Here is a 23,763-nt window from a genome sequence, read left to right as displayed (position 1 = left end):
AAATGGCAGCGGAAAATAACGAGCACTGGATTTGGAAGTTTGACCGTTGGGTTATCGAAACGGAAAAGGAGCACATCTATAAACCGTTAGGCGAAAAGATTGCGGATAACATCGGCGGTGGCTTAAAAGAAATCGGTATCGCCATTTGGGATTGGTTCGTTCCGTTATTGCCGGACCTTATCGGCTACGGTGCAGTAGCAGCGGGCGCTTTCGTAATTATTAGCTCGATGGCGGGACGTGGCGTAGTTAAGCCGTTAGGTATTTTCAGCGGAGCAACGATCTTAGCCGTTTGCATATTGGGGGCGAATTAACGTGGAGGTCACAACGTCTTATTATCCGGTCCTATATAACGAAAACCTACCGGCATTAATCGATAACACTACGAAACTAAACGTCAATATAGCGAAATTAAAGAAGGCATTCACACCGTCGACCTACTACGAATATGAACGCAATAACATCGTAGTATTCCGAATCACACCACACGCCGACGTTACGAATAATACGAAACGGCTTTGGCGCGCTATCCATAAGATGTACGAAATGTACGAAAGCAACGCTAGTCGGCGCGAACGAAACGGCTTTAAATTCACGTATCGCGAAAAGGACTATTTCTGGTTCGACGTACTGTTCCGCCAGGTTAACGGGAAGCGCTCGATTGAGTTCTACGTAGCGACTTCGGAGTATCAAGCGCAGAAACTAAAGCGTAAAATCGAAAATAAAATGAGCGTTACGTTCAGCGAAGCGTCTATCGCAGACTTGCAAGTGCCGACGGAAAATACGGTCGTACAGGAGCTACGCTATTTAAAGCACGATATATTCAGCTTACAGTCGAATTCTAACGACGTTAAGACGCCTATTTCCAACGTTCTAAGCGTCATAGACGAATTGCAGTTCGACGGTGATGTCGCTCGTTTAAGCGTCCGTAACGAAGTAGAAAACCGCAATAAGTGGGTACGTAACGCGCAATGGGCGTATGAAAAGGCGGCAAACGGAAAGGTCCCGCAACGTGCGGCGATTAGCGGTAAGCGTATCGGCAACGGTTTAAAAGTCGGAGTGGCTGCGTTCGTTAATGAAGTCAACTACCTCGTAACGGATATTTTCGATGCATTCAGTAACGCGTTCTTTAAATCGGATAAGTCCGTCGAAAAGAAGCCGATAATCAAAAAGGCGTATTCACTCGAAGATGAAATCGGCACAACTCGGCTGAATCGCGAAAAGGGTAACTTGCCCGTATTTAAGTCGCACATACGCGTTGTGGCGCACTCACACGATCAATTAACGCGCGACAGCATGGCGGAATCCCTAACGTTATCCATGCAGGACTTATCGGATACGAACGAACTTAGCGGCTTTAAGGTAACGCATAATGGACGTCGAGTAAAGGTAATTAACGAATTGAATTCGCTACAGCTATCCGCAAGCACGCGCCTTGATGCGAACGTCAATCTTGTAAGCACCGATGAAATGTCGAAGTTGGCGCTCATGATGCCGAATAAGGAGTTACAACGCAAGTATGCCGACGCTTTAAACGTTAAGAAGCGTGTCGAAGTAGATATACCGCTAGCTATGCGTGACTCGAACGGCATTCCGCTAGGCATCGCCGAAGTGAAGGACGACAAAATACCGATACTTATGCCCGTCGATAATCCCGATAATTTCTACCGAGGCTATACGTTTATCGGCGGTCAAGGCGCCGGCAAGGATACGGCGATTAAGAATTGGGTCGTCGAAGGCAACGTCAAGCACGGCATTAGTTTCATCGTTATTGACGCGATAGTCGAAGAAGGCGAACGCGGTATGGCTGACGGAATACGCGACGCATTGCCTCCGGAATCAATTATCGACTTAAATATGAACGACGACGACTTCATACCGCCGATGGACCTTACGGAAGTTATAACGGCACTAGGGCGCAACGGTACTAGCCGCTTTGCCGACGAAATGATCGACTTTATGCAGATTAGCGGGCTGAACCGTTCTGAAAAGTATTTAACGGATGCTGCGAAGGCAAGCGGCGGCTCTCTATTCGATATCAAGCGCATAATGGAGGACGAAGATTTCCGCATTAATCGGATTGAGGCGCTAGTCGCGGAAGGTAATACGCGCCTAGCTAACGAGCTTCTACAGTGGGGCGATAATGCTGCGCTCGGCAATAAATGCGACGCTATATTAAATCGCCTTAATAGATTCTTCGGTAACGAACGCCTATACGATATATTCGCACAGGAACCGCTAGCTGACGTAGATTTCCGTAAATGGATGGCGGACGGCAAGGTAATCATTATACGTGTGCCGAACGGCAGAGGCCTCGGAGAACACGCGGTAAAGACCTTAGTCCACTGGATTACGTTAAAGGCGTTTATGACTCGTCTCTTGATGTCGAAGGACGAACAGGAAAACGGATGCTTTATCGTATTTAATGAGCCGGAGCAATACGAATCGGAAGGCTTAACGAAGCTGATGGGACGTATCGGTACGGAAGGACGTAAGGAGCGTTTGGGTTCGATATACGCGTTCCACCACTGGAATAAATTATCGCCTAGCCTACAGGAGAACTTACAAGGCGGCGGTGTTCAGCAGTTCCTATTCATGAACGACCATACGAAAACTTTCGACTTATCGAAGCACCGTTTTGATGATACTATTCCGCTGGAAGAAGCGTATAAACTACCGGCACACCACGCTATCATTTCCGTTAGAGCTGCAGGCGAAATGCAACCGGCGTTTATCTGTCACATGGCACCGCCAGTTAAATCGAAGTATAACAACGCTTTCCTAACGAAGCGTCATGCGCGTATGTATGGGCGATCATGGTCGGAATTACAGAAAGCGTTGTAGTACCGATGTATTACAAAGACACACGAAATCAGCACGTTTGTATTACGGATGCATTACGAAAATCGAAAGGGGTTTTACATGCGGAATTTAATACTCGGAATTGACGCCGGCAATTACAACGCTAAGACGGCGGGCGCTTACGGAGTTGATATTTACAGGACGGCGATATGCGATTGGTTTTCGCGTGACATCGTAGATAAGCACGGCGACGACGATATGGAGTTCGAATTAAACGGTAGGCGCGGTTTCGCCGGCACTATCGCAGCAAACGAGGATCAGTTCGGTGTCACTTCGCTATACGGCGATACGAAGGCGCATGAGGATACGCTAATACGCGTGCTGCTCGCAATCTATCGATATACTTCGAAGTTCTTCCTCGATATTGACCGTTTCAGCATCGTATGCAGTCAGCCAATAGCGACGCACAATGCGGATGAAAAGGCGAAGCTACGCGACTTGTTACGCGGTACGCACGACATTACGGTTAACGGCGTCCATAAACGCTATACAATAGAAGAAGTCGGAATCGCAGCGGAAGGCTCCGTCGCTTATCTCGCTAATCCGCAGCTAGGCGAAGTCCGCATTATTGATATCGGAAGCGGTACGACGAACTGCGCGACGATACGTGATAAGCGCCATATTAATACCGCGTCGGATACGTTCAATTTCGGCATGGAAACGTTGGCAAATAACGCTTCTTTAGCGGAGGTAGCCCGAGGTATCATCCGAGCAACAACGTCGCTAAAATGGCGTAAAAATGACGTAGTTTATGCCTGCGGTGGCGTGGCTAGCGATATACTTCCGTTGCTACAGGCGCATTATACGCGCGCTAAATTACTGACGCCTTATCTACGGCAATTAGACGGCTCAATCGTGACGCTACCGCCAGTCTACGCAAATGCGGTCGGCAATTACGAGGTTGCTAGGCGGACATTTCGGTGACTAAAACGCGGCATAACGGGCAAGTCAGCTTTAATTTGCGTAGCCTTTACGAGAGGCGTCTGTATGAGCACGCGTATAAGCCGGAGCATGGCGAATTCAGCAAGTATATTAAACGCTTAATCGAACGTGATATAAACGGTGTAGCGGCGTCTTTCAATGCGCCAGTAAACGATAGTATCGAAATTAGCGACGATGACGTAGGCGGTTTCCTATGATTACCAACGCTAAAATATGACGATATTATTGCGAAAATAAATAGCCTGCGATATACTACGAAAAGGGTAACGGTCAAAGTACGCTCATTGACCGTATCTGTATGCGATAGTATCAACGGTTTATATGACGTGTGGTTTAGCGTCGGTCGGGAGTTCGAATCTCTCCTGGGACGTAATTAAAACTAAAGTAACTAAATAGTATCAGTGGTTTGACGATAGTAGGTATTTCTAAAGGTATTGCAACCTTATCGAAATTTTCCTCAAAAATCGTGGATTCCAAAATCGACCTCCTAAATATATTTAGGAGGTTTTTTTATGAAAAAAAGAGTGGCTTATTTGATGTTACATTTAACAAGAGTTGTTAAGGAAAGTTGAAATAACCCCTAAAGGTACAACTATTGAACAAGCGTTATTAATAATTATTAAACAATTGAAAGTGAACGGCTATCGACCAAGAACACTTAAATGTTACAACGATATTTTTAAGAAATTTCAAGGAATAAATGATAAAACATATCTCGAGGAAATTAATACAAAAACGATTTATAAATGGCTCGATAGCTTGAATATTGCAGCAAAGCTGTTTTTGATTGACCACATGAATCTGGTTAACAATTCAAATTAAAGTAGATAAGAAGATAAAAGTAGGTGAGTCCGCATTACAGTAATATATAGTTCATATTTCAAAATATTTTAAGTTTAAACCATTAACCCGGACCTTTGTTTAGCAATCCATTGTTTCATACTATTAAAAAGGAGTAATGAAATTACCGTAATAATAACACCTTTTAATAAGTTAAATGGTAATATTCCTAAAATAATCATTGTATACAACGCATCCCCAGTAGTAGCTGGTATATTCAAGAAATATGTGTACATTGGTAAGAAAACTACATAATTTAGGAAGCTCATACCGACTGCCATAAATATCGTACCAGCGATTAGTCCGCCAGCAAGACCTTTAGTGTTGCGGTATTTATTAAAGATAAAATAGATTGGTATTACAAATAAAATTCCTGTTGCTAAGTTTGCAATTTCACCAACTGGTAAGCCAGTTGGACTTCCATTTATAAACCAGTGCAATACGTTTTTAATCACCTCAACAGCTATCGCAGCAACAGGACCCATCGTTAGTACAGCTATAACCGCGGGTACTTCACCAAAATCAAATTTTAGGAATCCTGGTAATGCTGGTAACGGGAAGTTAAATTGCATTAAGATTGTTGCGATACTCCCTAATATTGATATTACAAGCATCTTTCGTAATTTAATGTTCTTCACTTGATCCACTCCTTTTTCTATTCACTTCATAAGAGGGAAGGCATGTCTTCGTAATCTGTCAACAAAAACTTCCCAAAACGATGAAGCTTAAAGGAGTTGAAAGATACACTTAAATGAGTAACCTCTTTGTGGACAACCCAAAGAGAAGACCAAAACTTCATCTTCTCCCATCTAGACTTTACTGTCAGCTCCATAATCTCACTAGAACCAGTTTTACAGCTCGCAAACTCGGGAAAATAAATTTCCATTACCACCGGTCGGGAATAATATCTGGCTTATCTAAATTTATATTCAATTACATACCAAGAGTACAATAAAAAGATTATTCTGTAAACTATTTTTTCGTATTTATCAATCGTTCTAGGGTAATTATTTTGGACATAAAATTAATAATTGGACTATGATTTAAAATTCGAAACCAAGTTTAAAAAAACTTGCAAAGTAAAAAAAAGATTGATAGAATACCATTATGATCGGAATTTTCTGATAACTAACTTAATGTTTAAAAGGAGGGGGAATGATAGTGTCATTTTAGCAGTGGAACTTGATATTTAGCGAAAAACATTTTTGAAAATGCTGATTCTTAATATGAGAAGCGGTTAGATGTTAGATTTGCTAGTAGGTTTTATCTTTTTTCTAAAATTGTAAACTCTACCATTTTGTTATTGAATTGTGGATTTCCAAAATACACAATTTTATGTTACTGGGGTGAAAACGGAAGTTTTATTAATATGAATTGGATTTAACAAAAGTACTGTTCAGATGGATGAACGAAGCAAAGCAAAGAATTACATATTAATGTTATTGAAGTGAAGGGATCTAAATTTAATGTTGTTCATGTTGGAATAAAAAAATGCTGAAAAATGAATGGAGAGAAAAATTATGAATATCACAAATAGTATAGCTGTAGTAACTGGAGGAAGTTCAGGATTAGGAGAAGCGGTTGTTACTCTAATTGTAGAAAATGGTGGGAAAGCAGCAATTTTTGATTTGTCCGAGGAAAAAGGTATCTCATTGGTAGAAAAATTTGGCTCAGATAATGTTGTTTTTCTAAAAACGAATGTTTCAAATGAAGCAGATGTTCAGGAAGCTCTCAATCAAACGGTAGAGAAGTTTGGAAGTATTAACGTTTTAGTCAATTGCGCTGGTATTGGTACTCCTCAAAGGGTTGTAGGTAGAGAAGGCGTTCATAGTTTAGAAGATTTTAATAAAACCATTCAAGTAAATCTGGTTGGAACATTTAATGTCATTCGTTTAGCGGCGGAAAAAATGTTTTCTAATACGCCGAATGAAGAGGGTGAGAGAGGGGTTATTATTAACACTGCTTCTGTTGCAGCATTTGAAGGGCAGATTGGTCAAGCTGCTTATAGCGCGTCAAAAGGCGGAATTGTGAGTATGACCTTACCAATTGCTCGTGAATTTGCTAAGCAAGGAATTCGAGTAATGACAATTGCACCAGGTTTAATTGAAACGCCTTTATTTGACACCCTTTCAAAAGAAGCCCGACGTTCACTGGAAGAGACAATACCGTTTCCTTCAAGATTAGGGTATCCTTCCGAATATGCGAAGTTGGTACAAAGCATTGTAGAAAATCCTATGTTAAATGGGGAAACTATTCGTTTAGATGGTGCTATCCGTATGCAACCGAAATAAACTTTGAAAGACGATTAGTAGATGTCAAAACATTCAATTTAAGGAGAGGGAATAAATGGGAGAATTAGTGCGTTTTGAAGTAAAAGATGGAATAGCTACGGTAATCATCGACAATCCACCAATGAATGTATTGAGCAGACAAGTGACAACTGAGTTGGGAAAAGTATTTCATGAAATTGCCGAGGATCCTAAAATAGTCGTGGTTATACTTACAGGAGCAGGCAGTCGTGCATTTATGGCCGGAGCTGATATTAAAGAGTTTCCACAGTTGTTGGACGTAGAAAAAGAAGAATTAAGAGAGAGTCATAGGAAGTCAAATGTAGTATTAAATTTTATTGCTAATTTACCGAAACCCACAATTGCATGTTTAAATGGTTACACTTTCGGCGGCGGTTGTGAACTAGCGTTAGCTTGCGATATCCGCATCGCAGGTGATAAAACGCAACTCGGATTACCAGAAGTTAAATTAGGCCTGTTTCCAGGAGGGGGGGGAACGCAACGATTACCGCGACTTATAGGTGAAGCAAAGGCGAAAGAATTAATGTTTCTTGGTGATCCTATTTTTGCGGATGAGGCGCTTAAAATAGGGCTCGTAAACCAAGTGGTTCCCGAAGGAAAAGGAATGGAAGCGGCTCAATCAATGGCTAAAAAAATTGCGGGTTATTCCTTGGAAGCTCTCAGTAGAATAAAGATAAGTGTGAATGATGGATTAGACCAAACACTTCAAGCTGGATTGGAACTTGAAGCTAATCTATTCGCAGATATTTTTAGCACTGAGGATGCAAGAGAGGGTGTTCAAGCGTTTATAGAGAAGAGATCCCCTATTTTTAAGCATTGCTGATCTAGGTAGGGAAAGATTTTCATGCTTTAGAACATTCTAGACTAGAAAAAATATTGAAGCGTAAATATTAAAGGAGTATAAAAAAGTGTTCTATTTTGTAATGTGAATATTTTACAGAATAAGGAGTTGATACGTTTTGATTGCTCAAATTGTTGTTAGCGGAATAATCTTCGGCTGTATTTATGGTCTTGCAGCATTAGGAATGGTGTTAATTTATAAAACGTCTGACATAGTAAACTTTGCCCAAGGTGAAATGGCGATGATTATAACATTTATAGCCTTTATGTTTATTTCAAAATATGAACTTCCTTATATTGCTTCATTTGCGTTAGCTCTACTATTTGCAGCGTTATTGGGAGCTATAGTCTATATCTTATTTTTGAAACCGATTCAATCTTCCACTCCAATTAGTCTAATTGTATTAACTCTTGGTTTGTATATGATATTTCATGGATTAGCAGGACTGATTTGGGGACATTCACCAACTAGTTTTCCAAGAGCACTGGAAGGTTCACCTTTTCAAATAGGAAGTGTATTTATCACCCCAAATGAAATTTTTGTGGTGATTTTCACAATATGCCTAATGCTCCTACTGTTTGCTTTATTCAGATTTACTAAAATTGGTCTTGCGATGCGAGCAGCTGCACAAGATATGATGGCATCTGAATTAATGGGTATTAAAGTAACGAAAATATTTGTGTTAACTTGGGCACTAGGATCATTACTCGGTGGTGTAGCGGGTATGCTAATCGCACCTACTACCTTTTTACACCCAAGTATGATGGCGGAAGTTCTGATTATGGCATTTGCGGCAGCTGTTTTAGGTGGTTTTGTAAGTATGCCAGGTGCTGTAATCGGAGGAGCAATAATTGGTGTATTTGGAAACTTAGTAAGTTATTTCGTTGGTTCAGAGTTAAGAATTGTTTTCGTTTTCCTATTAATTATCGTCGTACTAATCATCCGTCCCACAGGTTTATTTGGAGGTACACAATACATTAAAAAGGTGTGATAATATGAAAAAAATAATCATCTACACTGTCATTTTATTTATGCTCATGTATCCACTATTAGTAGGATTTTCAAATTATTATTTGACCATATTTTTCATGATGTCAGTCTATGTAATAACAGCTTTAGGATTAAACTTACTTCTAGGTTTCGGTGGACAAGTTTCTGTAGGGCAAGCAGGATTTTTAATGGTTGGTGCATACTCTGTGGCGATTCTTTCAAGTAAAGTAGGTTTGCCGTTTATAGTTACTTTACCTTTAGCAGGAATTATTACTGGAATTGTTGGACTAATTATTGGATTATCCGCGGCTCGTTTAAAAGGACATTTTTTAGCGGTAGTTACATTAGGATTCGGCATATCCGTTCCACAGATCATCCTAAATTGGCAGGGGTTGACTGGTGGATATTCTGGAATGTCTGTCGCTAAACCTACTTTCATTTTTGGTATACACTTTTATTATGTTGTTGTTCTAATTACGTTGTTCATAATTTTTATCATTTATAACCTTGTTAATAGTAGCTTAGGTAGAGCATTTATAGCTATTCGGGATAGTGAGGTTGCAGCTCAATCCATGGGTATTAATGTTCCTTTATATAAACTACTCATGTTTGTAATTAGTTCATTTTTCACCGGTGTAGCGGGTGGTTTATATGCTTATTGGTTTAGCTTCGTAAGCCCCAACGATTTTACATTAGCAACGTCCTTTTTGATTTTAGCAATGGTAGTTGTCGGTGGATTAGCTTCTATTCCAGGTGCTATCATCGGAGCGATGGTTTTATCTTTAATACCTCATTATACGGATCAATTTGTTGGATTAACAAATCTAATTATTGGAGTATTAATGGTTTTCATTATCCTTGTGCGTCCAAACGGACTAGCATCCATTAAAAAGATGTCTTTTAAAAATCTAACTTTTGGTAAGAAAGTAGGTAATAAGGGAGTGATAAAAGATGCTGAAATTGGATGAGGTTACAATCCGCTTTGGTGGAATAACAGCGATTAATCAATTCTCACTAGAAGTACCAGAAGGTCAAATCTATTCGATTATTGGACCAAATGGTGCAGGAAAGACGACACTTTTTAATTGTATAAGTAGATTTTATACACCAGCCTCAGGAAAAATAACATTTGATGGGCACAATTTACTTGAACATAAGAGTCATCAACTAGCTAAAATGCGAATAGCAAGGAGTTTTCAGAATACAGAGCTATTCGGAAAGATGACCGTTCTCGACAACTTACTTACTGGTCTTCATCCATCAATAAAAAAAAATATCTTCACAATTGCACTTAGAACTGGCTCAGTAAGAAATATAGAAAATGAGGCGAGAAAAAGGGCATTTGAAGTTTTGGAAATGCTGGGGATTTCAAATTTAGCAAGCGAATTAGTAGAAAGTTTATCATTTGGATATCAGAAGATGGTTGATATCGGAAGGGCAATTATGATGGATCCAAAACTAATTATGCTAGACGAACCTGTTGCGGGAATGAATAACATAGAAACAGAAGCAGTAACCAATTTAATTGTTCGCTTAAAAGAAGAAATGAATTTTTCAGTTTTACTAATTGAACACGATATGTCTCTAGTGATGAAAATATCGGATTATGTCACAGTAGTTAATTTCGGTCAGAAGATTTCCGAAGGAGTCCCTAAAGATGTCCAAAACGATCCTGTCGTAATTGAAGCTTATTTGGGTGAGGGGGATCTAGATGTTAAAGCTGAATAATATAAGTTTCTATTATGGTAAAATTCATGCATTAAAATCCATTAATCTCGAGATTCCTAAAGGTTCAATTGTTTCTTTACTCGGTGCAAATGGTGCGGGGAAAACAACTACATTAAAAGTTATTTCTCGTTTAATTCAACCATCGGAAGGAACATATGAACTAAATGGTGATTCAATGTTAAAGACATCCTCTAGTAATTTAGTGAAAAAAGGAGTTATTCATTGTCCGGAAAATCGAAGAGTCTTCCCATTACTTTCAGTGGAAGAGAATTTGAATATCGGAGCCTATCTTCGAAAAGATAAGCAGAAAGTGAAAGAAGATTACGAAAAAATATGTATTATGTTTCCTAGATTGAAAGAGCGTTTAAAGCAGGTGGCTGGAACCTTAAGTGGAGGAGAACAGCAGATGTTAGCTATTGGACGTTCACTTATGGGCGCACCAAAGTTATTGTTGTTAGATGAACCATCACTAGGATTAGCTCCGAATATCATTCAAGAGATTTTTAGAACAATTAAGAAAATTAATGTAGAAGGAACAGCGATATTGTTAGTGGAACAAAACGCGCATTTATCCTTAGAAATATCTGATTATTCATATATTTTAGAGAATGGAAGAGTTGCATTACAAGGTACCCCAGAAGAATTAAGGGGAAATAAAGATATTTCTAAACTCTATTTAGGCGTTTAACAGCTTATTTAATAGTTTAAGAGGCACGGTAACTGAAAAAAATAATTATCCGGGGAGGAAGTAAGAATTATTAAAAAATTAAATATTTATTTAGTACTACTTATGGTGTTATTAGTTTTAGCGGCTTGTGGTGGGGAAGGTAATGCAGAAGAATCTACTAATAATAAAAAATCATCAGCTTATGTGCAAGGTATTACAGACACGGAAATTTTGGTCGGGACAACGGGACCTCAAACAGGGCCTGTTGCTGAATATGACAAAGTTCGTAAAGGGATTCAAGCTTATTTCAATTATGTTAATGACAACGGTGGAGTAAAAGGAAGAAAGTTAAAATTAATTGCGTATGATGATCAGTATCAACCGGCCAAAGCCGTTCAAGGAATGCAAAGATTAATTGAAGAAGAAAAAGTCTTTGGAATTATTTTTCCGGTTGGGACTTCTACATTTAGTGCTACAGAAGAATTGTTGAAGGAATCTAAAATACCAGTTGTAGGAATTGGAACAGGGGCAACTAAATTTGTGGACCCTATTAGTCCAAATATTTTTGGAATGCAGTTTAACTATGCAAATGAAGCAAAATTGATGGTTGATTATATTGTGAATCAACTAGGGGCAAAAAAAATTGCAATTGCATACCAAAACGATGATTTTGGAATTGAAACATTAGAAGCTGCTCTAAGTACAATAAAAAAGTTAGATGGCGTAAAAGTTGAAAAAGAAGTTTCATTCCTATCTATAGATCAGGATTATAGTGCTCAGGCACAACAGCTTGTTCAAGCGAAACCAGATGCAATACTTATGTTAGCTACTCCTGTTCCAGCTGCGGCTTTACGTCAAGAAATGTATAAGCTTGGTGCAACAGATATACCCTTCGTTGTATCTCTAACAGGAGGGCAAGACAAAAACCAATTTAATCTTGCTGGTAAAGATGTGTGGGAAGGTGTAATTACCGCAATGCCTTTTGCAAGTTATGAGTCTTCTGATCATGCTGATATTGACAAATACACTGAACAAATAAAAAAAGATTTTACTGAGGAAGATTTAGGTGCACTCACACAATCCGCATGGGGGACGGCACAGGTTTTTGTAGAAGGTCTAAATCGTGTAGAAGGCGATTTAACATGGGAAAGTTATATAAAAGCACTTGAAACACTAGAGAATTGGGAAGGCTCAATTTTTGATAGTATAACTTATACATCTGAGAATCATTATGGAAATACTACGTTAAGGATGGTAGAAGCCAAGAACGGGAATCTTGAACCTATAGGTGGTCCAGTACATTATGATCCGAGTACAGGAAAGGTGACGTATAAATAAAAAGAGTTGAAGGATATATCCCCATATAATTAAAGGGCACAATTAGTAGGAAAAGCTAAGGGGAAATAAAGATATTTCTAAACTCTATTTAGGAGTTTAACAGATTATCTAAAAGTTTAAGAGGCACAGTAACGGTAAAAAAATAATTAATCATGGAGGACGTAATAAATATGAAAAAATTCAATGTGCATTTAGTACTACTCATGATGGTATTAGTTTTAGCGGCTTGTGGTGGGGAAGGGAATGCAAAAGATTCTACTGACAATAAAAAATTATCAGATTATGTGCAAGGTGTAACAGATAAAGAGATTTTAGTTGGATTAACTGGACCACAAACAGGTCCTGTTGCCGAATATGACAAAGTTCGTAAAGGAATTCAAGCTTATTTCAATTATGTTAATGAAAACGGTGGGGTAAAAGGGAAAAAATTGAAACTAATTACGTATGATGATCAGTACCAACCGGCAAAAACTGTTCAAGGAATGCAAAGATTAATAGAAGAAGAAAAAGTTTTTGGGATTATTTACCCAATAGGATCATCGAACATTAGTGCTTCATTAGATTTGTTGAAGGAATCAAAGATACCGGTTGTAGGTCTTGGAACACCTTCATCAAAATTTATTATTCCGCCGATTCCAAATCTATATGGCATGCAGTTTAACGTATCAATTGAAGCAAAAATAATGGTAGATTATATCGCAAATCAATTAGGAGCTAAAAAGATAGCAATCGCCTATCAAAATGATGACTTTGGGATTGAATCATTAAATGCGGCTGTAGATGCAATCAAAGAGCTAGATGCTGAAATAATAGTGGAAAAAGAAGTTTCATTCCTTTCCTCAGATCAGGATTATAGTACTCAGGCACAGCAGCTTGTTCAAGCGAAACCGGATGCAATACTAATGCTAGCAACACCTGTTCCAGCTGCAGCGTTACGTCAAGAGATGCACAAGCTTGGTGCAACGGATATACCATACGTTGTATCAGTAACGGGAGGGCAAGATAAAAATCAATTTAATCTCGCTGGTAAAGATGTGTGGGAAGGTGTAATTACTGCAATACCTTTTGCAAGTTATGAGATTTCTGAATATCCGGATATTGATAAATATACTCAACAGATAAAAAAAGATTTTAATGAGAAGGATTTAGGTGCGCTTACACAAGCTGCATGGGGGACGGCACAGGTTTTTGTAGAAGGTCTCAATCGTATAGAAGGTGATTTAACATGGGAAAGTTACATTAATGCACTTAATTCATTGGATAATTGGGAGGGATCCATTTTTGACAGAATCACGTATACACCTGAAAACCGTTATGGGAATACTACATTACACATGGTAGAAGCTAAGAACGGAAATCTTGAAGAAATAGGAAGACCAATCTATTACGATCCGAATACGGGTGAAATGTCTTATCAATAAGAAGATACGCGGTTTATCCTTCATATTAATAAATGGCGGCAACTTGTAGGCAATGCGCAAACTATGCCACATAAAATGCTTATATTATTTCCAAGGAAATAGTCTTTTTAGAAGTAGGAACACCAGGATTTACAAAAGGTAAGCAATCGTAAAAGAATAGATTAAAAGTCAGCTGAATTGTTCGATATTAAATAAAGTATAGGGGAGATTAATAGTGAGAGAAGCATATATTGTTGAAATGGTTAGAACTCCAGTAGGCCGTAGAAATGGTGTTTTAAGTAGTGTTCGTCCAGATGATTTGGCAGCAGAGGTATTAAAAGAAGTTTTGGTAAGAGCTAATGTTTCTTCAGAAGTTGTAGAGGATGTCATCATGGGGTGTGTTTCCCAAGTAGGCGAACAATCAGGAGATATCGCAAGGGTAGCTGCATTGATTGCTGGATATCCGATTAAAGTCCCAGGAGTAACAATTGACCGACAATGTGGTTCAAGCCAGCAAGCAGTTCACTTTGCCGCTCAAGCAATTATGAGTGGGGATATGGATGTAGTTGTTGCAGCGGGAGTTGAAAGTATGTCAAGGGTTCCGATGTTTTCAAATGTTCAAGGAGCTGAGCTGAGTGAAAATCTGACCTCACAATATGAAATCATAAATCAAGGCTTGTCAGCCGAAAGAATCGCTGAAAAATGGAATTTGAAACGAGATGAACTAGATAAATTTGCATTAGATAGTCACCTTAAAGCACTTAACGCTCAACAAAAAGGGTACTTCAATCGAGAAATTATGCCAATAGAAGTAACTCTACCAGATGGTAAAAAAGAAATAGTGAAAGAAGACCAAGGCCCACGAGCAGAAACAAATCTAGAAGTTTTATCAGGTTTGAAATCGATATTTGTAGAAAATGGTACAGTGCATGCAGGAAATGCCAGTCAGATTAGTGATGGAGCTGCGGCAATTCTATTAATGTCAAGAGAAAAAGCAGAAGAACTGGGTTTGAAATTGCGATTCCGTGTTTTAACACGCACAGTAGTTGGTTCAGATCCGACATTAATGCTTACTGGACCAATTGAAGCGACAAAACAGGCTTTATTGAAAAGTGGATTAACGATTGATGACATTGATATTTTTGAAGTAAATGAAGCTTTTGCAAGTGTACCATTAGTTTGGCTAAAAGAAACCGGGGCTGATCCAAAAAAGTTAAATCCGAATGGAGGGGCAATTGCTTTAGGGCATCCACTTGGTGGTAGCGGTCTAAGATTAATGACTACTATGCTGTATGAATTAGAAAGAACAGGAGGACGGTATGGTTTACAAACAATGTGTGAAGGACATGGAATGGCAAATGCAACAATTATTGAACGGTTAGATTGATGGTAAAACAATAAAGAATTTCTGTTAAAAAGGAAAAAGGGAGGAATAAAATAATATGTCATTACCTTTAGAAAATATCAGAGTGCTAGATTTAACCCGTCTATTGCCAGGTCCGTATTGTACGTTAATGTTGGCTGATTTCGGCGCGGATGTTATTAAAATTGAGGAACCTGGAAATGGTGATTATGCCCGTTGGGAAAAACCGATGATCGATGATGAAGGGGGCGCTATTTTTTATTCATTAAATAGAAACAAGCGTAGTGTTAGTCTCGATCTAAAGTCAGAAAATGGGAAGGAAATATTTTTTGATTTAGTGAAAACAGCAGATGTTTTAGTAGAGTCTTTTCGCCCAGGGGTAATGGAAAGACTAGGATTAGGTTATGAAAAGTTACAAGAGATAAATAAGGGATTAATTTATTGTGCAATTACTGGATTTGGGCAAACAGGCCCTTATTCTAAGTTGCCAGGTCATGACTTGAATTATTTAAGTTACGCAGGATTATTAGATCTCCAAGGAGAGAAAAATGGGAAACCTCTAATCTCTTCTATCCAGATTGCTGACATTGCTGGTGGCGCACAAATGGCCATTAATGGAATTCTACTTGCTTTGTTAGAAAAAAATAAGTCAGGTGAAGGGCAGTTTGTCGATATTTCGATGCTAGATGGTTCCGTGTCTTTAATGCAGACGTTGTTGCCTGAATATCTAGCATCGGGTGAATTACCTAAACGGGGAGAATCCGTATTAAATGGTGGAAGGGCTTGCTATGAGGTCTATAAAACGAAAGATCAACGATTCTTATCTGTAGCTGCCCTAGAACCAAAATTTTGGGTTGAATTCTGTAAAGTAATTGGAGAAGAGTCACTTATAAGTTTGTTGAATGGATCTCAACTAGAACAAGAAAGCATGAAAAGAATAATCCAAGAAATTATTATTGAAAAAACATTAGAAGAATGGGTCGTGATTTTTAAAGATGTGGATACATGTGTAGCCCCTGTATTAAATTTATCGGAAATGATAAGTGATCCGCAAATTATTGAAAGAGAAATCATAACAGATGTTAACTTTCCAAATAGAGAGACGTTAAAACAAGTGGGAATACCTATAAAATTATCAAAAACTCCAGGCGGAATCCGTTCAGCACCTCCTAAACTAGGTGAACATAATGAAGAGATTTTCCTGGAGCTTGGATATTCTGATACTAATAGAAAAAGTTTAAGAATAGGTAATTAATTCGATGAAATTCAAGAAGTCAAAAGAAAATGATGAAGTTTATAAAGTCTTTTAGATGCGCGAAGCTTTTCGCAAACAAAATTGTTTTTGGTGGCTGGGGGGCTGCCTCCTCTCTTTTCCTGCTGTAGTCTCCGCAGTAAAGAAAATCAACTAGCGTCGTGCTCGCCATCAAGAAGGCTTACCATCTATAAACAAATTGTAGATGGTTTCTTCATGATTTCAAACCAAAGGCTGTGCAAACAAATTTGTTAGAATCTATCATCTCTTTTTGTGCACTAATATGAACTTTCCTCATTGTTTCAAGGAGCAGCTTTTTCACATTTGACCCCGAGGGGAGCAGCGCTGGAGTCTGGACGTAAAAGCACTTGTAGAAAGTTACCACAAGTCGTAAATTTTATAGTTTCCTATAATATAAAAAAGCGAATTCCTGAACGATTAGTCGTTCAAGAATTCGCTAGGAAATATTTCATGCACTTTTTCAGTGGCCTCGTTTAAACGGGAGGCTTCTTTTAAAGAGCTGTTAAAATTTTTGAACCTTTTAATTATTTGATCACCAAGCTGCCTCTAAAAGATTTGTAATCTCCATCTTTAGGTTTTTTGTGTCCAAGACAAAGCTATTTTCTTCCCCATGAATATCTAAAAGAATATTTTTCACTACATCAGGAATGCTTTCTTTTGGAACATCAAAATCTCTAAGTCTATGAGGAATACCTAAATCTTTTATTAAATTCCCGATAAGTAGCGATGCCATCTCAGCGTCTTCGCTTAATACTCCAGTTGCTTTTCCTAACGCTTCAGGTATTTGTCCCTGTTGAATATAAGTTCGTGTTAAGAGAAAATTCATAACATGAGGAAGCATTATTGCCGAAGTCATTCCATGAGGTATGTTGAATTGCGCCCCTAATTGATGACCAATACTGTGAGATAAACCTAATTTAATATTGACATCCGAAAATAATGACAGCCATGCCCCTACTTGACATTCTAATCGATAGTCCAAGTTTGCAGGATGTTTCTTAGATAGAGGTAAATTGTAATATAACTTTTTTAATGCTTGCAATGCGAGTCCAGTGTTTACTGGATTTGGAATTGGAGAATAAAGCGTCTCCACTGCATGATCGACAGCACGAATACCTGTAGATAACCAAAGCCACTCTGGTGTATCACTTGTAAAAGTTGGATCTAAAAAGACCTGTTTTGGCGTCATGTTTAAGTGAGAAAACTTATATTTTAAATGATTTTTTCTACTTGTAACACCAGCTATTCCTGTAAATTCAGATGCAGATAATGTTGTAGGAATGGCAAAATGGGGGATATAATTCTGCATCATTATTTTCTTTTTCCGTACATTTTCTGAATACAGATAAAGGTCATTTTCTGATTGAACACCTTCAGATAAAACAAAAGAAAGGATTTTCGCTGCATCAATAGGACTTCCTCCACCACAGCTGATAATAAGATTGGGGTTAAATTCCTTTATGGCAATTAAATCATTCAATAAAACATCATCTGGAACATGTTGTTTTGATACAGTTACTAAGGTTAAGAAATGATTAACTTTTAAAGAATCAATTATGCTTTTGTAGGAATTTGATTTTAACATGCTAGTGGTTGTAACAATTAAAATCCTCTTTACATCTAACTTTTTTAATTCCCTTATTAACTCTTCAGAGACAACATTTTTCCCATAATGAATACGTTCAACAGGAAGATATTGAAAGATCATAAATTTATACCACCCTCTAATTTTTATTATATTACTAATGAAATGAAAAAAATTTGAATTACTTTTTTAAATTTAACCGAGTGTTTAAATTAATTGTAGCAGATAAAAATATACTAATCAATATTATTTTTAATAATCTGAAAACGTTGATTTGTCGAATAATGTTATAATTCAGAAATTTCTAAATTATCTATTGAATTATGTTTTTTATAATTGTATGATGTATTTTGGAACATGAAAGTTAAAAAAGGAGGAAAAGAAAATGGCATATCAACCAGCTGTAAAGAAGATTTTGGATACGATTAATTCATTTGATGGGAAAGCAATTGAAGAAATGACAGTTCAAGAAAATCGTGAGGGTCTACAAGGTTTCTATGAAAGTTTGACAGGAGATTCACAAGAAGTTGGAAAAGTAGAGAATGTAAAAATTCCGGTTGATGGTGGGGAAGAAATTGGCCTACGAATCTATACCCCTGAAGGAAAAGGACCTTTTCCAGTGTTTGTTTATTTCCATGGTGGAGGATGGGCTCTTGGAGATTTGGAAATAATCGACCCAATTCTTCGTTGGGTTACAAATGAAACTAATACTCTTGTTGTATCTGTTGATTATCGTTTAGCTCCAGAATATAAATTTCCAATACCAGCGGAAGATTGTTATGCTGCAACAAAATGGGTATCAGAAAATATTTCACAATATAATGGTAATCCAAAGCAAATTGCTGTTGGCGGTGATAGTGCAGGTGGTAATCTTGCTGCAGTTGTCCCTTTAATGTCCAAAGATCGTGGAGGTCCGAATATTGCTTTACAAGTCCTACTTTATCCGGTAACGAATAATTCCTTTGATACAAAATCTTACTTAGAAAATGGTAAAGGGAACTATTTAGAAACTTCTGCTATGCATTGGTTTAGTAAGCAATATTTCAATAATGAAGAAGATAAATTGAATCCTTATGCCTCTCCATTACTTGCAAAAGATTTGTCAGGATTACCGGCTGCTCTAATTTTTACTGCAGAGTACGATGTCTTGCGCGATGAGGGCGAAGCATATGCAGAAAGATTAAAGGAAGCGGGAGTACCGGTCAATCTTACAAGATTTGATGGACAAATTCATGGATTCTTCTGGATGCCAGTAATCATGGATGACGCAAAAAAAGCGCTAGAAAAAATTAATAACGCTTTCAAGGAACAGTTCTCTGTAACTTTGGAATCTAAATAATAATAAAAAAATGTTAAGTCAATACTTTTTAATGTGACTAAGGATTATTAAGTTTCAAAAACTTAAAATTAAAATAGTGGTATGGTTTCAAAAGAAATCATGCCCCTTTTTTTCTGACTTGGACATGTCTTATATAGATTGAGGCTTTAATTTAGTATCCTATTTTATCACCTATTTAGGAATTAAGTTGCTGTCTTATGGAGTTCGGTTCAATTTAATACTTCAGTTCTTAGTATCATTATTTAAACATAAGTTTAATTATTAGAATACTTTTTTTATTCTAAAAAATATACTTTACATTCAAAAATTGGATGTGTATAATAATTTTGAGTCAAATATTAATTCTTAAAATCATTATTAAAAAAGAAAATAATAAAAGAAGGAGTGTCGATTGGAGAATACTAATAGATTCAAATATTTTACAAATGCAATATTTTCTGAAGGGACAAGTTATAGTATGTAATTATAGCGATCCCCTTTAACTAGATTCACTAGTATCCTATCAAATGTAAAACAACTAAAAATTAAAATGTGAAGGGAAAGATTAATATGGAATTTGGATTATTTTATGTACTTGAATCACCGGATGGAGATTTTAAACGTGCTTATGATGAAATGTTAGGTCAAATTGAATACGCTGAAGAACTAGGTTTCGATTCTGTTTGGGTTGCTGAACATCATTCTAGTTCATACGGTTCAATCCCTTCACCACAGGTTGCCTTGGCTGCAATAGCTGAGCGAACTAAAAAAATCAAAATTGGGAGTCTAGTATCTGTTTTAACTTTAGGTAATCCGATTCGTATTGCAGAGGATTATGCAATGGTTGACGTTATCAGTAATGGACGTTTACAGTTTGGCGTCGGAAGAGGATATCAGCCAGGAGAATTTGAAATATTAGGTGTTGACATGCATGACACTCGTGCACGTTTCAAAGAGGAATTAGAAATAATCAGAGGTCTTTGGACAAACGACACCTTTACGTATAATGGAAAATTCTATCAACTTAACGATGTATCTATAAGACCAACACCTATACAATCACCACCTCCTATTTATGTTGCATCTATTAGTCCGGAAACATTTGATATCGTTGCGGAAATGGGATTAAATGTAACAGCAACTCCTACATTATCAACACTTGATGAACTAAAAGTACAATTGCATGATGCTAGAGAAATATTAATCCAAAAGGGCATGAAACCAGAGGATATTGATTTTCCTGTCAATTTACAAGTACATGTGGCTGAAAATGCTGAAGTAGCTTATGAACGTACGGGTGAGTACTTTAATTGGTATTTTGACAGAGTATCATCGTTAGTTCCAGGTGCAAAAGGAGAAAAAACAGCGAAAGGTTATGAAGCATTTGCGGATGTAGCAAAGAATATGTCCAATATTACATTTGAACAAATGCGACAATCGGGAGTTATTCATGTGGATGGACCTCAAGCATTAATCGAACAAATTGAAGATATGCAAGAGCAGTTTGGCTTGAAGCAACTTAGTACATGGCACCGAGTAGGTGGAATGTCTGACAAACTCGTTAGAGAATCAATGGAAATGATGGCAAAGGAAGTTATTCCATATTTTAAAGAAAAAGAAGCTAATAAAAAGGTTAAAGTGGGAGTAAGTGGATAAAAATTTAATTTTATTGAATCTTTGAAGATGAGTATTAAAGCAGAAAGGAGAAACTGTATGAAAAAAATGGAAATTCAACCCATGGATGACCGTGCTTTTAGAGATATCGTAGGTAACTTTTGCACTGGTGTTACGATAATAACAACAATGAATGGAGATTTACAACCTATTGGTTTCACAGCAAATTCTTTTAGTTCACTTTCGCTCAATCCGAAATTAGTGCTATTCAGTATTGATAAAAATGCTAGCACATATAAAGACTTTATGAATACGGAACATTTTGCTGTCAATATATTATCAACTAATCAACTTGATTTATCAAAACAGTTTTCCAAACGTGGAATTAATCGTTTTGAAGGGGTGAACTTTACCAAAGATGTAACGGGCAGTCCGATATTAAATGGTTCCCTAGCATATTTGGATTGTAAAATTACAAACTTCTATGAAGGTGGTGATCATACTATTGTGATTGGAGAAGTATTATCTGCCGACGCTAGAGAAGAAAAACCACTAGCATTTTTTCAAGGGAAGTATATAGATATTTAATAGATTTGGAGTGTTTGATATTGATTAAAATAAAAAACGTTTTTTATGCGGTTTCAGACGTTAAAAAGACGAGTGAATTTTATCAAAACATATTAGGTTTACAACTTCAATTTATTGATAAAAATCAATGGGCACAATTTAAAGTTAATGGCTTAACGTTCGCTTTGGGAGGCCCGGCTGAAGTTCCCAATGAGATAAAGACAGGTGCTGTCGTAACCTTTGAAGTAGAAGATTTAACGGAAGTTAAGGGAAAATTAGAAAAAACTGGACTCAATGTAAGCGAGATTCGAGACATGGGAAGTCACGGAAAAACGTGCTGGTTTCTTGATCCAGCGGAAAATGTAGTTCAGTTATATCAAGTAAGTAGTATTTGATGTAACAAATCATATCATAAGTGGTATAAGGAAGTAAATCTATCTATATTTTAATAGGCATTTCTTCAATTTTTAAAATGGCTTATATTCTAACGGTTATAAACAACAAAAACTTAAAATGTGAAGGGAAAGATTAATATGGAATTTGGATTATTTTATGTACTTGAATCACCGGATGGAGATTTTAAACGTGCTTATGATGAAATGTTAGGTCAAATTGAATACGCTGAAGAACTAGGTTTCGATTCTGTTTGGGTTGCCGAACATCATTCTAGCTCATACGGTTCAATCCCTTCACCGCAGGTTGCCTTGGCTGCAATAGCTGAGCGAACTAAAAAAATGAAGATTGGAAGCCTTGTATCTGTTTTAACTTTAGGTAATCCGATTCGTCTTGCGGAGGATTACGCAATGGTTGACGTTATAAGTAATGGACGTTTACAGTTTGGCGTCGGAAGAGGGTATCAGCCAGGAGAATTTGAAATATTAGGTGTTGACATGCATAACACTCGTGCACGTTTCAAAGAGGAATTAGAAATAATCAGAGGTCTTTGGACAAACGACTCCTTTACGTATAATGGAGAATTCTATCAACTTAACGATGTATCTATAAGACCAACACCTATACAATCACCACCTCCTATTTATGTTGCATCTATTAGTCCGGAAACATTTGATATCGTTGCGGAGATGGGATTAAATATAACAGCAACCCCAACATTATCAACACTTGATGAACTAAAAGTACAATTGCATGATGCTAGAGAAATATTAATCCAAAAGGGCATGAAACCGGAAGATATTGATTTTCCTATCAATTTACAAGTACATGTGGCTGAAAATGCTGAAGTCGCTTATGAACGTACGGGTGAGTACTTTAAATGGTATTTTGACAGAGTATTATCGTTAGTTCCAGGTGCTAAAGGGGAAAAAGCAGCGAAAGGTTATGAAGCATTTGCGGATGTAGCAAAGAATATGTCCAATATTACATTTGAACAAATGCGACAATCGGGAGTTATTCATGTAGATGGACCTCAAGCATTAATCGAACAAATTGAAGATATGCAAGAGCAGTTTGGCTTGAAGCAACTTAGTACATGGCACCGAGTAGGTGGAATGTCTGACAAACTCGTTAGGGAATCAATGGAAATGATGGCAAAGGAAGTTATCCCATATTTTAAAGAAAAAGAAGCTAAGCAGAAAGATAAAGTTGGCCTATCAAAATAGAAAAATAAAAATTCGGAGGAATTATATGAAAATTGAAGAATCAAACAAACAACTGATTACTAATTTTATGGAAGATTTTTCAACGGGTAATGTAGAGAAAATTTTATCCTATATGACAGATTCCGCGAAGTGGTGGGTCGCTGGAACTATCGAGGGGATATCCGGAGAAAAGGATATGAAAGACTTTCGGGAAATGCTTACAGGACTTTCACAACTTACTAAGGCTGGGGCAATTCGTCTAACTCCACATGCTTGGACTGCAGAAGGAAACCGTGTTGCTGTAGAGACAGAGTCTTACTCAGAACTTAAAAACGGAAGAGTATATAATAATTTTTATCATTTTGTGTTTGAAATTAGAGACGGAAAAATCCAAAAAGTAAAAGAATTTCTCGATACCGAACATACAAGAGCTATTTTTCAATAACTTGTAGTAATTTACTAAAAGATGGTGGAGCGGATCGAGTATCGGTCCTATCCTCTCCACCATAGTCATTGGAACCATTTATATTT

At 37.4% G+C, this 23,763-nt stretch carries 23 protein-coding genes; 20 read left to right on the top strand and 3 right to left on the bottom strand.

What is annotated here, in order from left to right:
- Positions 1–2 precede the first annotated feature (2 nt).
- The 3 genes from BMZ04_RS05575 (at position 3) to BMZ04_RS05565 (ending at position 3,783) form a co-directional block, all read left to right on the top strand.
- Positions 3–311: a hypothetical protein gene (locus BMZ04_RS05575; RefSeq protein ID WP_093266471.1), complete on the top strand. Its 309-nt coding sequence runs from the start codon at positions 3–5 to the stop codon at positions 309–311.
- A 1-nt stretch (position 312) separates the two neighbouring features.
- Entirely contained in the window at positions 313–2,841 is a 2,529-nt protein-coding gene (locus BMZ04_RS05570; RefSeq protein ID WP_255367810.1) for an ATP-binding protein, read from the top strand.
- A gap of 78 nt (positions 2,842–2,919) precedes the next feature.
- Positions 2,920–3,783: a ParM/StbA family protein gene (locus BMZ04_RS05565; RefSeq protein WP_093266465.1), complete on the top strand. Its 864-nt coding sequence runs from the start codon at positions 2,920–2,922 to the stop codon at positions 3,781–3,783.
- A 351-nt stretch (positions 3,784–4,134) separates the two neighbouring features.
- On the opposite strand, the gene BMZ04_RS22245 is transcribed toward BMZ04_RS05565, so the two are convergent.
- Positions 4,135–4,278 (bottom strand): hypothetical protein, encoded by a 144-nt coding sequence (locus BMZ04_RS22245; RefSeq protein WP_177184333.1) that lies wholly within the window; start codon positions 4,276–4,278, stop codon positions 4,135–4,137.
- Between the two features lie 78 nt (positions 4,279–4,356).
- Between BMZ04_RS22245 and BMZ04_RS05555 the strand changes: the two genes are divergently transcribed.
- On the top strand, positions 4,357–4,623 hold the full coding sequence (locus BMZ04_RS05555; protein ID WP_093266460.1) for a hypothetical protein: 267 nt from the start codon (positions 4,357–4,359) through the stop codon (positions 4,621–4,623).
- A gap of 74 nt (positions 4,624–4,697) precedes the next feature.
- On the opposite strand, the gene BMZ04_RS05550 is transcribed toward BMZ04_RS05555, so the two are convergent.
- Positions 4,698–5,270 (bottom strand): ECF transporter S component, encoded by a 573-nt coding sequence (locus tag BMZ04_RS05550; RefSeq protein WP_177184356.1) that lies wholly within the window; start codon positions 5,268–5,270, stop codon positions 4,698–4,700.
- Between the two features lie 891 nt (positions 5,271–6,161).
- Between BMZ04_RS05550 and BMZ04_RS05545 the strand changes: the two genes are divergently transcribed.
- From BMZ04_RS05545 to BMZ04_RS05500, 10 genes are all read left to right on the top strand, one after another.
- Entirely contained in the window at positions 6,162–6,932 is a 771-nt protein-coding gene (locus BMZ04_RS05545) for a 3-hydroxyacyl-CoA dehydrogenase (protein WP_093266455.1), read from the top strand.
- 55 nt (positions 6,933–6,987) lie between these two features.
- The gene (locus tag BMZ04_RS05540; protein ID WP_093266452.1) at positions 6,988–7,773 is read left to right on the top strand and encodes an enoyl-CoA hydratase; all 786 of its coding nucleotides are present in this window, start codon (positions 6,988–6,990) and stop codon (positions 7,771–7,773) included.
- Between the two features lie 136 nt (positions 7,774–7,909).
- The gene (locus tag BMZ04_RS05535; RefSeq protein WP_093266449.1) at positions 7,910–8,782 is read left to right on the top strand and encodes a branched-chain amino acid ABC transporter permease; all 873 of its coding nucleotides are present in this window, start codon (positions 7,910–7,912) and stop codon (positions 8,780–8,782) included.
- Between the two features lie 4 nt (positions 8,783–8,786).
- Positions 8,787–9,749: a branched-chain amino acid ABC transporter permease gene (locus tag BMZ04_RS05530; protein WP_093266446.1), complete on the top strand. Its 963-nt coding sequence runs from the start codon at positions 8,787–8,789 to the stop codon at positions 9,747–9,749.
- Positions 9,733–10,509, top strand: a complete 777-nt coding sequence (locus BMZ04_RS05525) for an ABC transporter ATP-binding protein (RefSeq protein ID WP_093266444.1) — start codon at positions 9,733–9,735, stop codon at positions 10,507–10,509. The genes BMZ04_RS05530 and BMZ04_RS05525 overlap by 17 nt, the downstream gene beginning before the upstream one ends.
- Positions 10,493–11,197, top strand: a complete 705-nt coding sequence (locus tag BMZ04_RS05520; RefSeq protein WP_093266441.1) for an ABC transporter ATP-binding protein — start codon at positions 10,493–10,495, stop codon at positions 11,195–11,197. The genes BMZ04_RS05525 and BMZ04_RS05520 overlap by 17 nt, the downstream gene beginning before the upstream one ends.
- Positions 11,198–11,299: 102 nt before the next feature.
- Positions 11,300–12,514, top strand: coding sequence for an ABC transporter substrate-binding protein (locus BMZ04_RS05515; RefSeq protein ID WP_093266438.1), 1,215 nt, complete (start codon positions 11,300–11,302; stop codon positions 12,512–12,514).
- A 170-nt stretch (positions 12,515–12,684) separates the two neighbouring features.
- Complete coding sequence (locus BMZ04_RS05510; RefSeq protein ID WP_177184331.1) at positions 12,685–13,935, top strand: ABC transporter substrate-binding protein; 1,251 nt, start codon at positions 12,685–12,687, stop codon at positions 13,933–13,935.
- 214 nt (positions 13,936–14,149) lie between these two features.
- Positions 14,150–15,301, top strand: coding sequence for a thiolase family protein (locus BMZ04_RS05505; RefSeq protein WP_093266432.1), 1,152 nt, complete (start codon positions 14,150–14,152; stop codon positions 15,299–15,301).
- 55 nt (positions 15,302–15,356) lie between these two features.
- On the top strand, positions 15,357–16,532 hold the full coding sequence (locus BMZ04_RS05500; protein WP_093266429.1) for a CaiB/BaiF CoA transferase family protein: 1,176 nt from the start codon (positions 15,357–15,359) through the stop codon (positions 16,530–16,532).
- 550 nt (positions 16,533–17,082) lie between these two features.
- Here the strand turns inward: BMZ04_RS05500 and BMZ04_RS05495 are convergent.
- Positions 17,083–18,258: an iron-containing alcohol dehydrogenase gene (locus BMZ04_RS05495; RefSeq protein WP_093266426.1), complete on the bottom strand. Its 1,176-nt coding sequence runs from the start codon at positions 18,256–18,258 to the stop codon at positions 17,083–17,085.
- Between the two features lie 262 nt (positions 18,259–18,520).
- Between BMZ04_RS05495 and BMZ04_RS05490 the strand changes: the two genes are divergently transcribed.
- The 6 genes from BMZ04_RS05490 (at position 18,521) to BMZ04_RS05465 (ending at position 23,677) form a co-directional block, all read left to right on the top strand.
- Entirely contained in the window at positions 18,521–19,474 is a 954-nt protein-coding gene (locus tag BMZ04_RS05490; RefSeq protein WP_255367809.1) for an alpha/beta hydrolase, read from the top strand.
- 549 nt (positions 19,475–20,023) lie between these two features.
- Positions 20,024–21,109 (top strand): LLM class flavin-dependent oxidoreductase, encoded by a 1,086-nt coding sequence (locus BMZ04_RS05485; protein ID WP_093266424.1) that lies wholly within the window; start codon positions 20,024–20,026, stop codon positions 21,107–21,109.
- A gap of 57 nt (positions 21,110–21,166) precedes the next feature.
- Positions 21,167–21,655 carry a flavin reductase family protein gene (locus BMZ04_RS05480; RefSeq protein WP_177184330.1) on the top strand — a complete coding sequence of 163 codons (489 nt, stop codon included), beginning with the start codon at positions 21,167–21,169 and terminating at the stop codon, positions 21,653–21,655.
- A 20-nt stretch (positions 21,656–21,675) separates the two neighbouring features.
- Complete coding sequence (locus BMZ04_RS05475; protein WP_177184329.1) at positions 21,676–22,029, top strand: VOC family protein; 354 nt, start codon at positions 21,676–21,678, stop codon at positions 22,027–22,029.
- A 138-nt stretch (positions 22,030–22,167) separates the two neighbouring features.
- Positions 22,168–23,253 (top strand): LLM class flavin-dependent oxidoreductase, encoded by a 1,086-nt coding sequence (locus BMZ04_RS05470; RefSeq protein WP_093266417.1) that lies wholly within the window; start codon positions 22,168–22,170, stop codon positions 23,251–23,253.
- 25 nt (positions 23,254–23,278) lie between these two features.
- Positions 23,279–23,677 carry a nuclear transport factor 2 family protein gene (locus BMZ04_RS05465; RefSeq protein WP_093266415.1) on the top strand — a complete coding sequence of 133 codons (399 nt, stop codon included), beginning with the start codon at positions 23,279–23,281 and terminating at the stop codon, positions 23,675–23,677.
- Positions 23,678–23,763: the final 86 nt, after the last annotated feature.

The organism is Psychrobacillus sp. OK032 (assembly GCF_900111345.1).
Taxonomy (GTDB): domain Bacteria; phylum Bacillota; class Bacilli; order Bacillales_A; family Planococcaceae; genus Psychrobacillus.
The sequence above is the reverse complement of the archived record's forward strand: the minus strand, read 5'-3'. Positions and strand labels throughout refer to the sequence as shown.

Excerpts from the sequence above, each read along its gene's own strand:
- BMZ04_RS05545 (WP_093266455.1), top strand. The coding sequence starts at position 6,162 with ATGAATATCACAAATAGTATAGCTGTAGTAACTGGAGGAAGTTCAGGA.
- BMZ04_RS05510 (WP_177184331.1), top strand. The coding sequence starts at position 12,685 with ATGAAAAAATTCAATGTGCATTTAGTACTACTCATGATGGTATTAGTT.
- BMZ04_RS05530 (WP_093266446.1), top strand. The coding sequence starts at position 8,787 with ATGAAAAAAATAATCATCTACACTGTCATTTTATTTATGCTCATGTAT.
- BMZ04_RS05540 (WP_093266452.1), top strand. The coding sequence starts at position 6,988 with ATGGGAGAATTAGTGCGTTTTGAAGTAAAAGATGGAATAGCTACGGTA.
- BMZ04_RS05515 (WP_093266438.1), top strand. The coding sequence starts at position 11,300 with ATGGTGTTATTAGTTTTAGCGGCTTGTGGTGGGGAAGGTAATGCAGAA.
- BMZ04_RS05565 (WP_093266465.1), top strand. The coding sequence starts at position 2,920 with ATGCGGAATTTAATACTCGGAATTGACGCCGGCAATTACAACGCTAAG.
- BMZ04_RS05480 (WP_177184330.1), top strand. The coding sequence starts at position 21,167 with ATGAAAAAAATGGAAATTCAACCCATGGATGACCGTGCTTTTAGAGAT.
- BMZ04_RS05470 (WP_093266417.1), top strand. The coding sequence starts at position 22,168 with ATGGAATTTGGATTATTTTATGTACTTGAATCACCGGATGGAGATTTT.
- BMZ04_RS05490 (WP_255367809.1), top strand. The coding sequence starts at position 18,521 with ATGGCATATCAACCAGCTGTAAAGAAGATTTTGGATACGATTAATTCA.
- BMZ04_RS05525 (WP_093266444.1), top strand. The coding sequence starts at position 9,733 with ATGCTGAAATTGGATGAGGTTACAATCCGCTTTGGTGGAATAACAGCG.
- BMZ04_RS05485 (WP_093266424.1), top strand. The coding sequence starts at position 20,024 with ATGGAATTTGGATTATTTTATGTACTTGAATCACCGGATGGAGATTTT.
- BMZ04_RS05575 (WP_093266471.1), top strand. The coding sequence starts at position 3 with ATGGCAGCGGAAAATAACGAGCACTGGATTTGGAAGTTTGACCGTTGG.
- BMZ04_RS05500 (WP_093266429.1), top strand. The coding sequence starts at position 15,357 with ATGTCATTACCTTTAGAAAATATCAGAGTGCTAGATTTAACCCGTCTA.
- BMZ04_RS05465 (WP_093266415.1), top strand. The coding sequence starts at position 23,279 with ATGAAAATTGAAGAATCAAACAAACAACTGATTACTAATTTTATGGAA.
- BMZ04_RS05520 (WP_093266441.1), top strand. The coding sequence starts at position 10,493 with ATGTTAAAGCTGAATAATATAAGTTTCTATTATGGTAAAATTCATGCA.
- BMZ04_RS05495 (WP_093266426.1), bottom strand. The coding sequence starts at position 18,258 with ATGATCTTTCAATATCTTCCTGTTGAACGTATTCATTATGGGAAAAAT.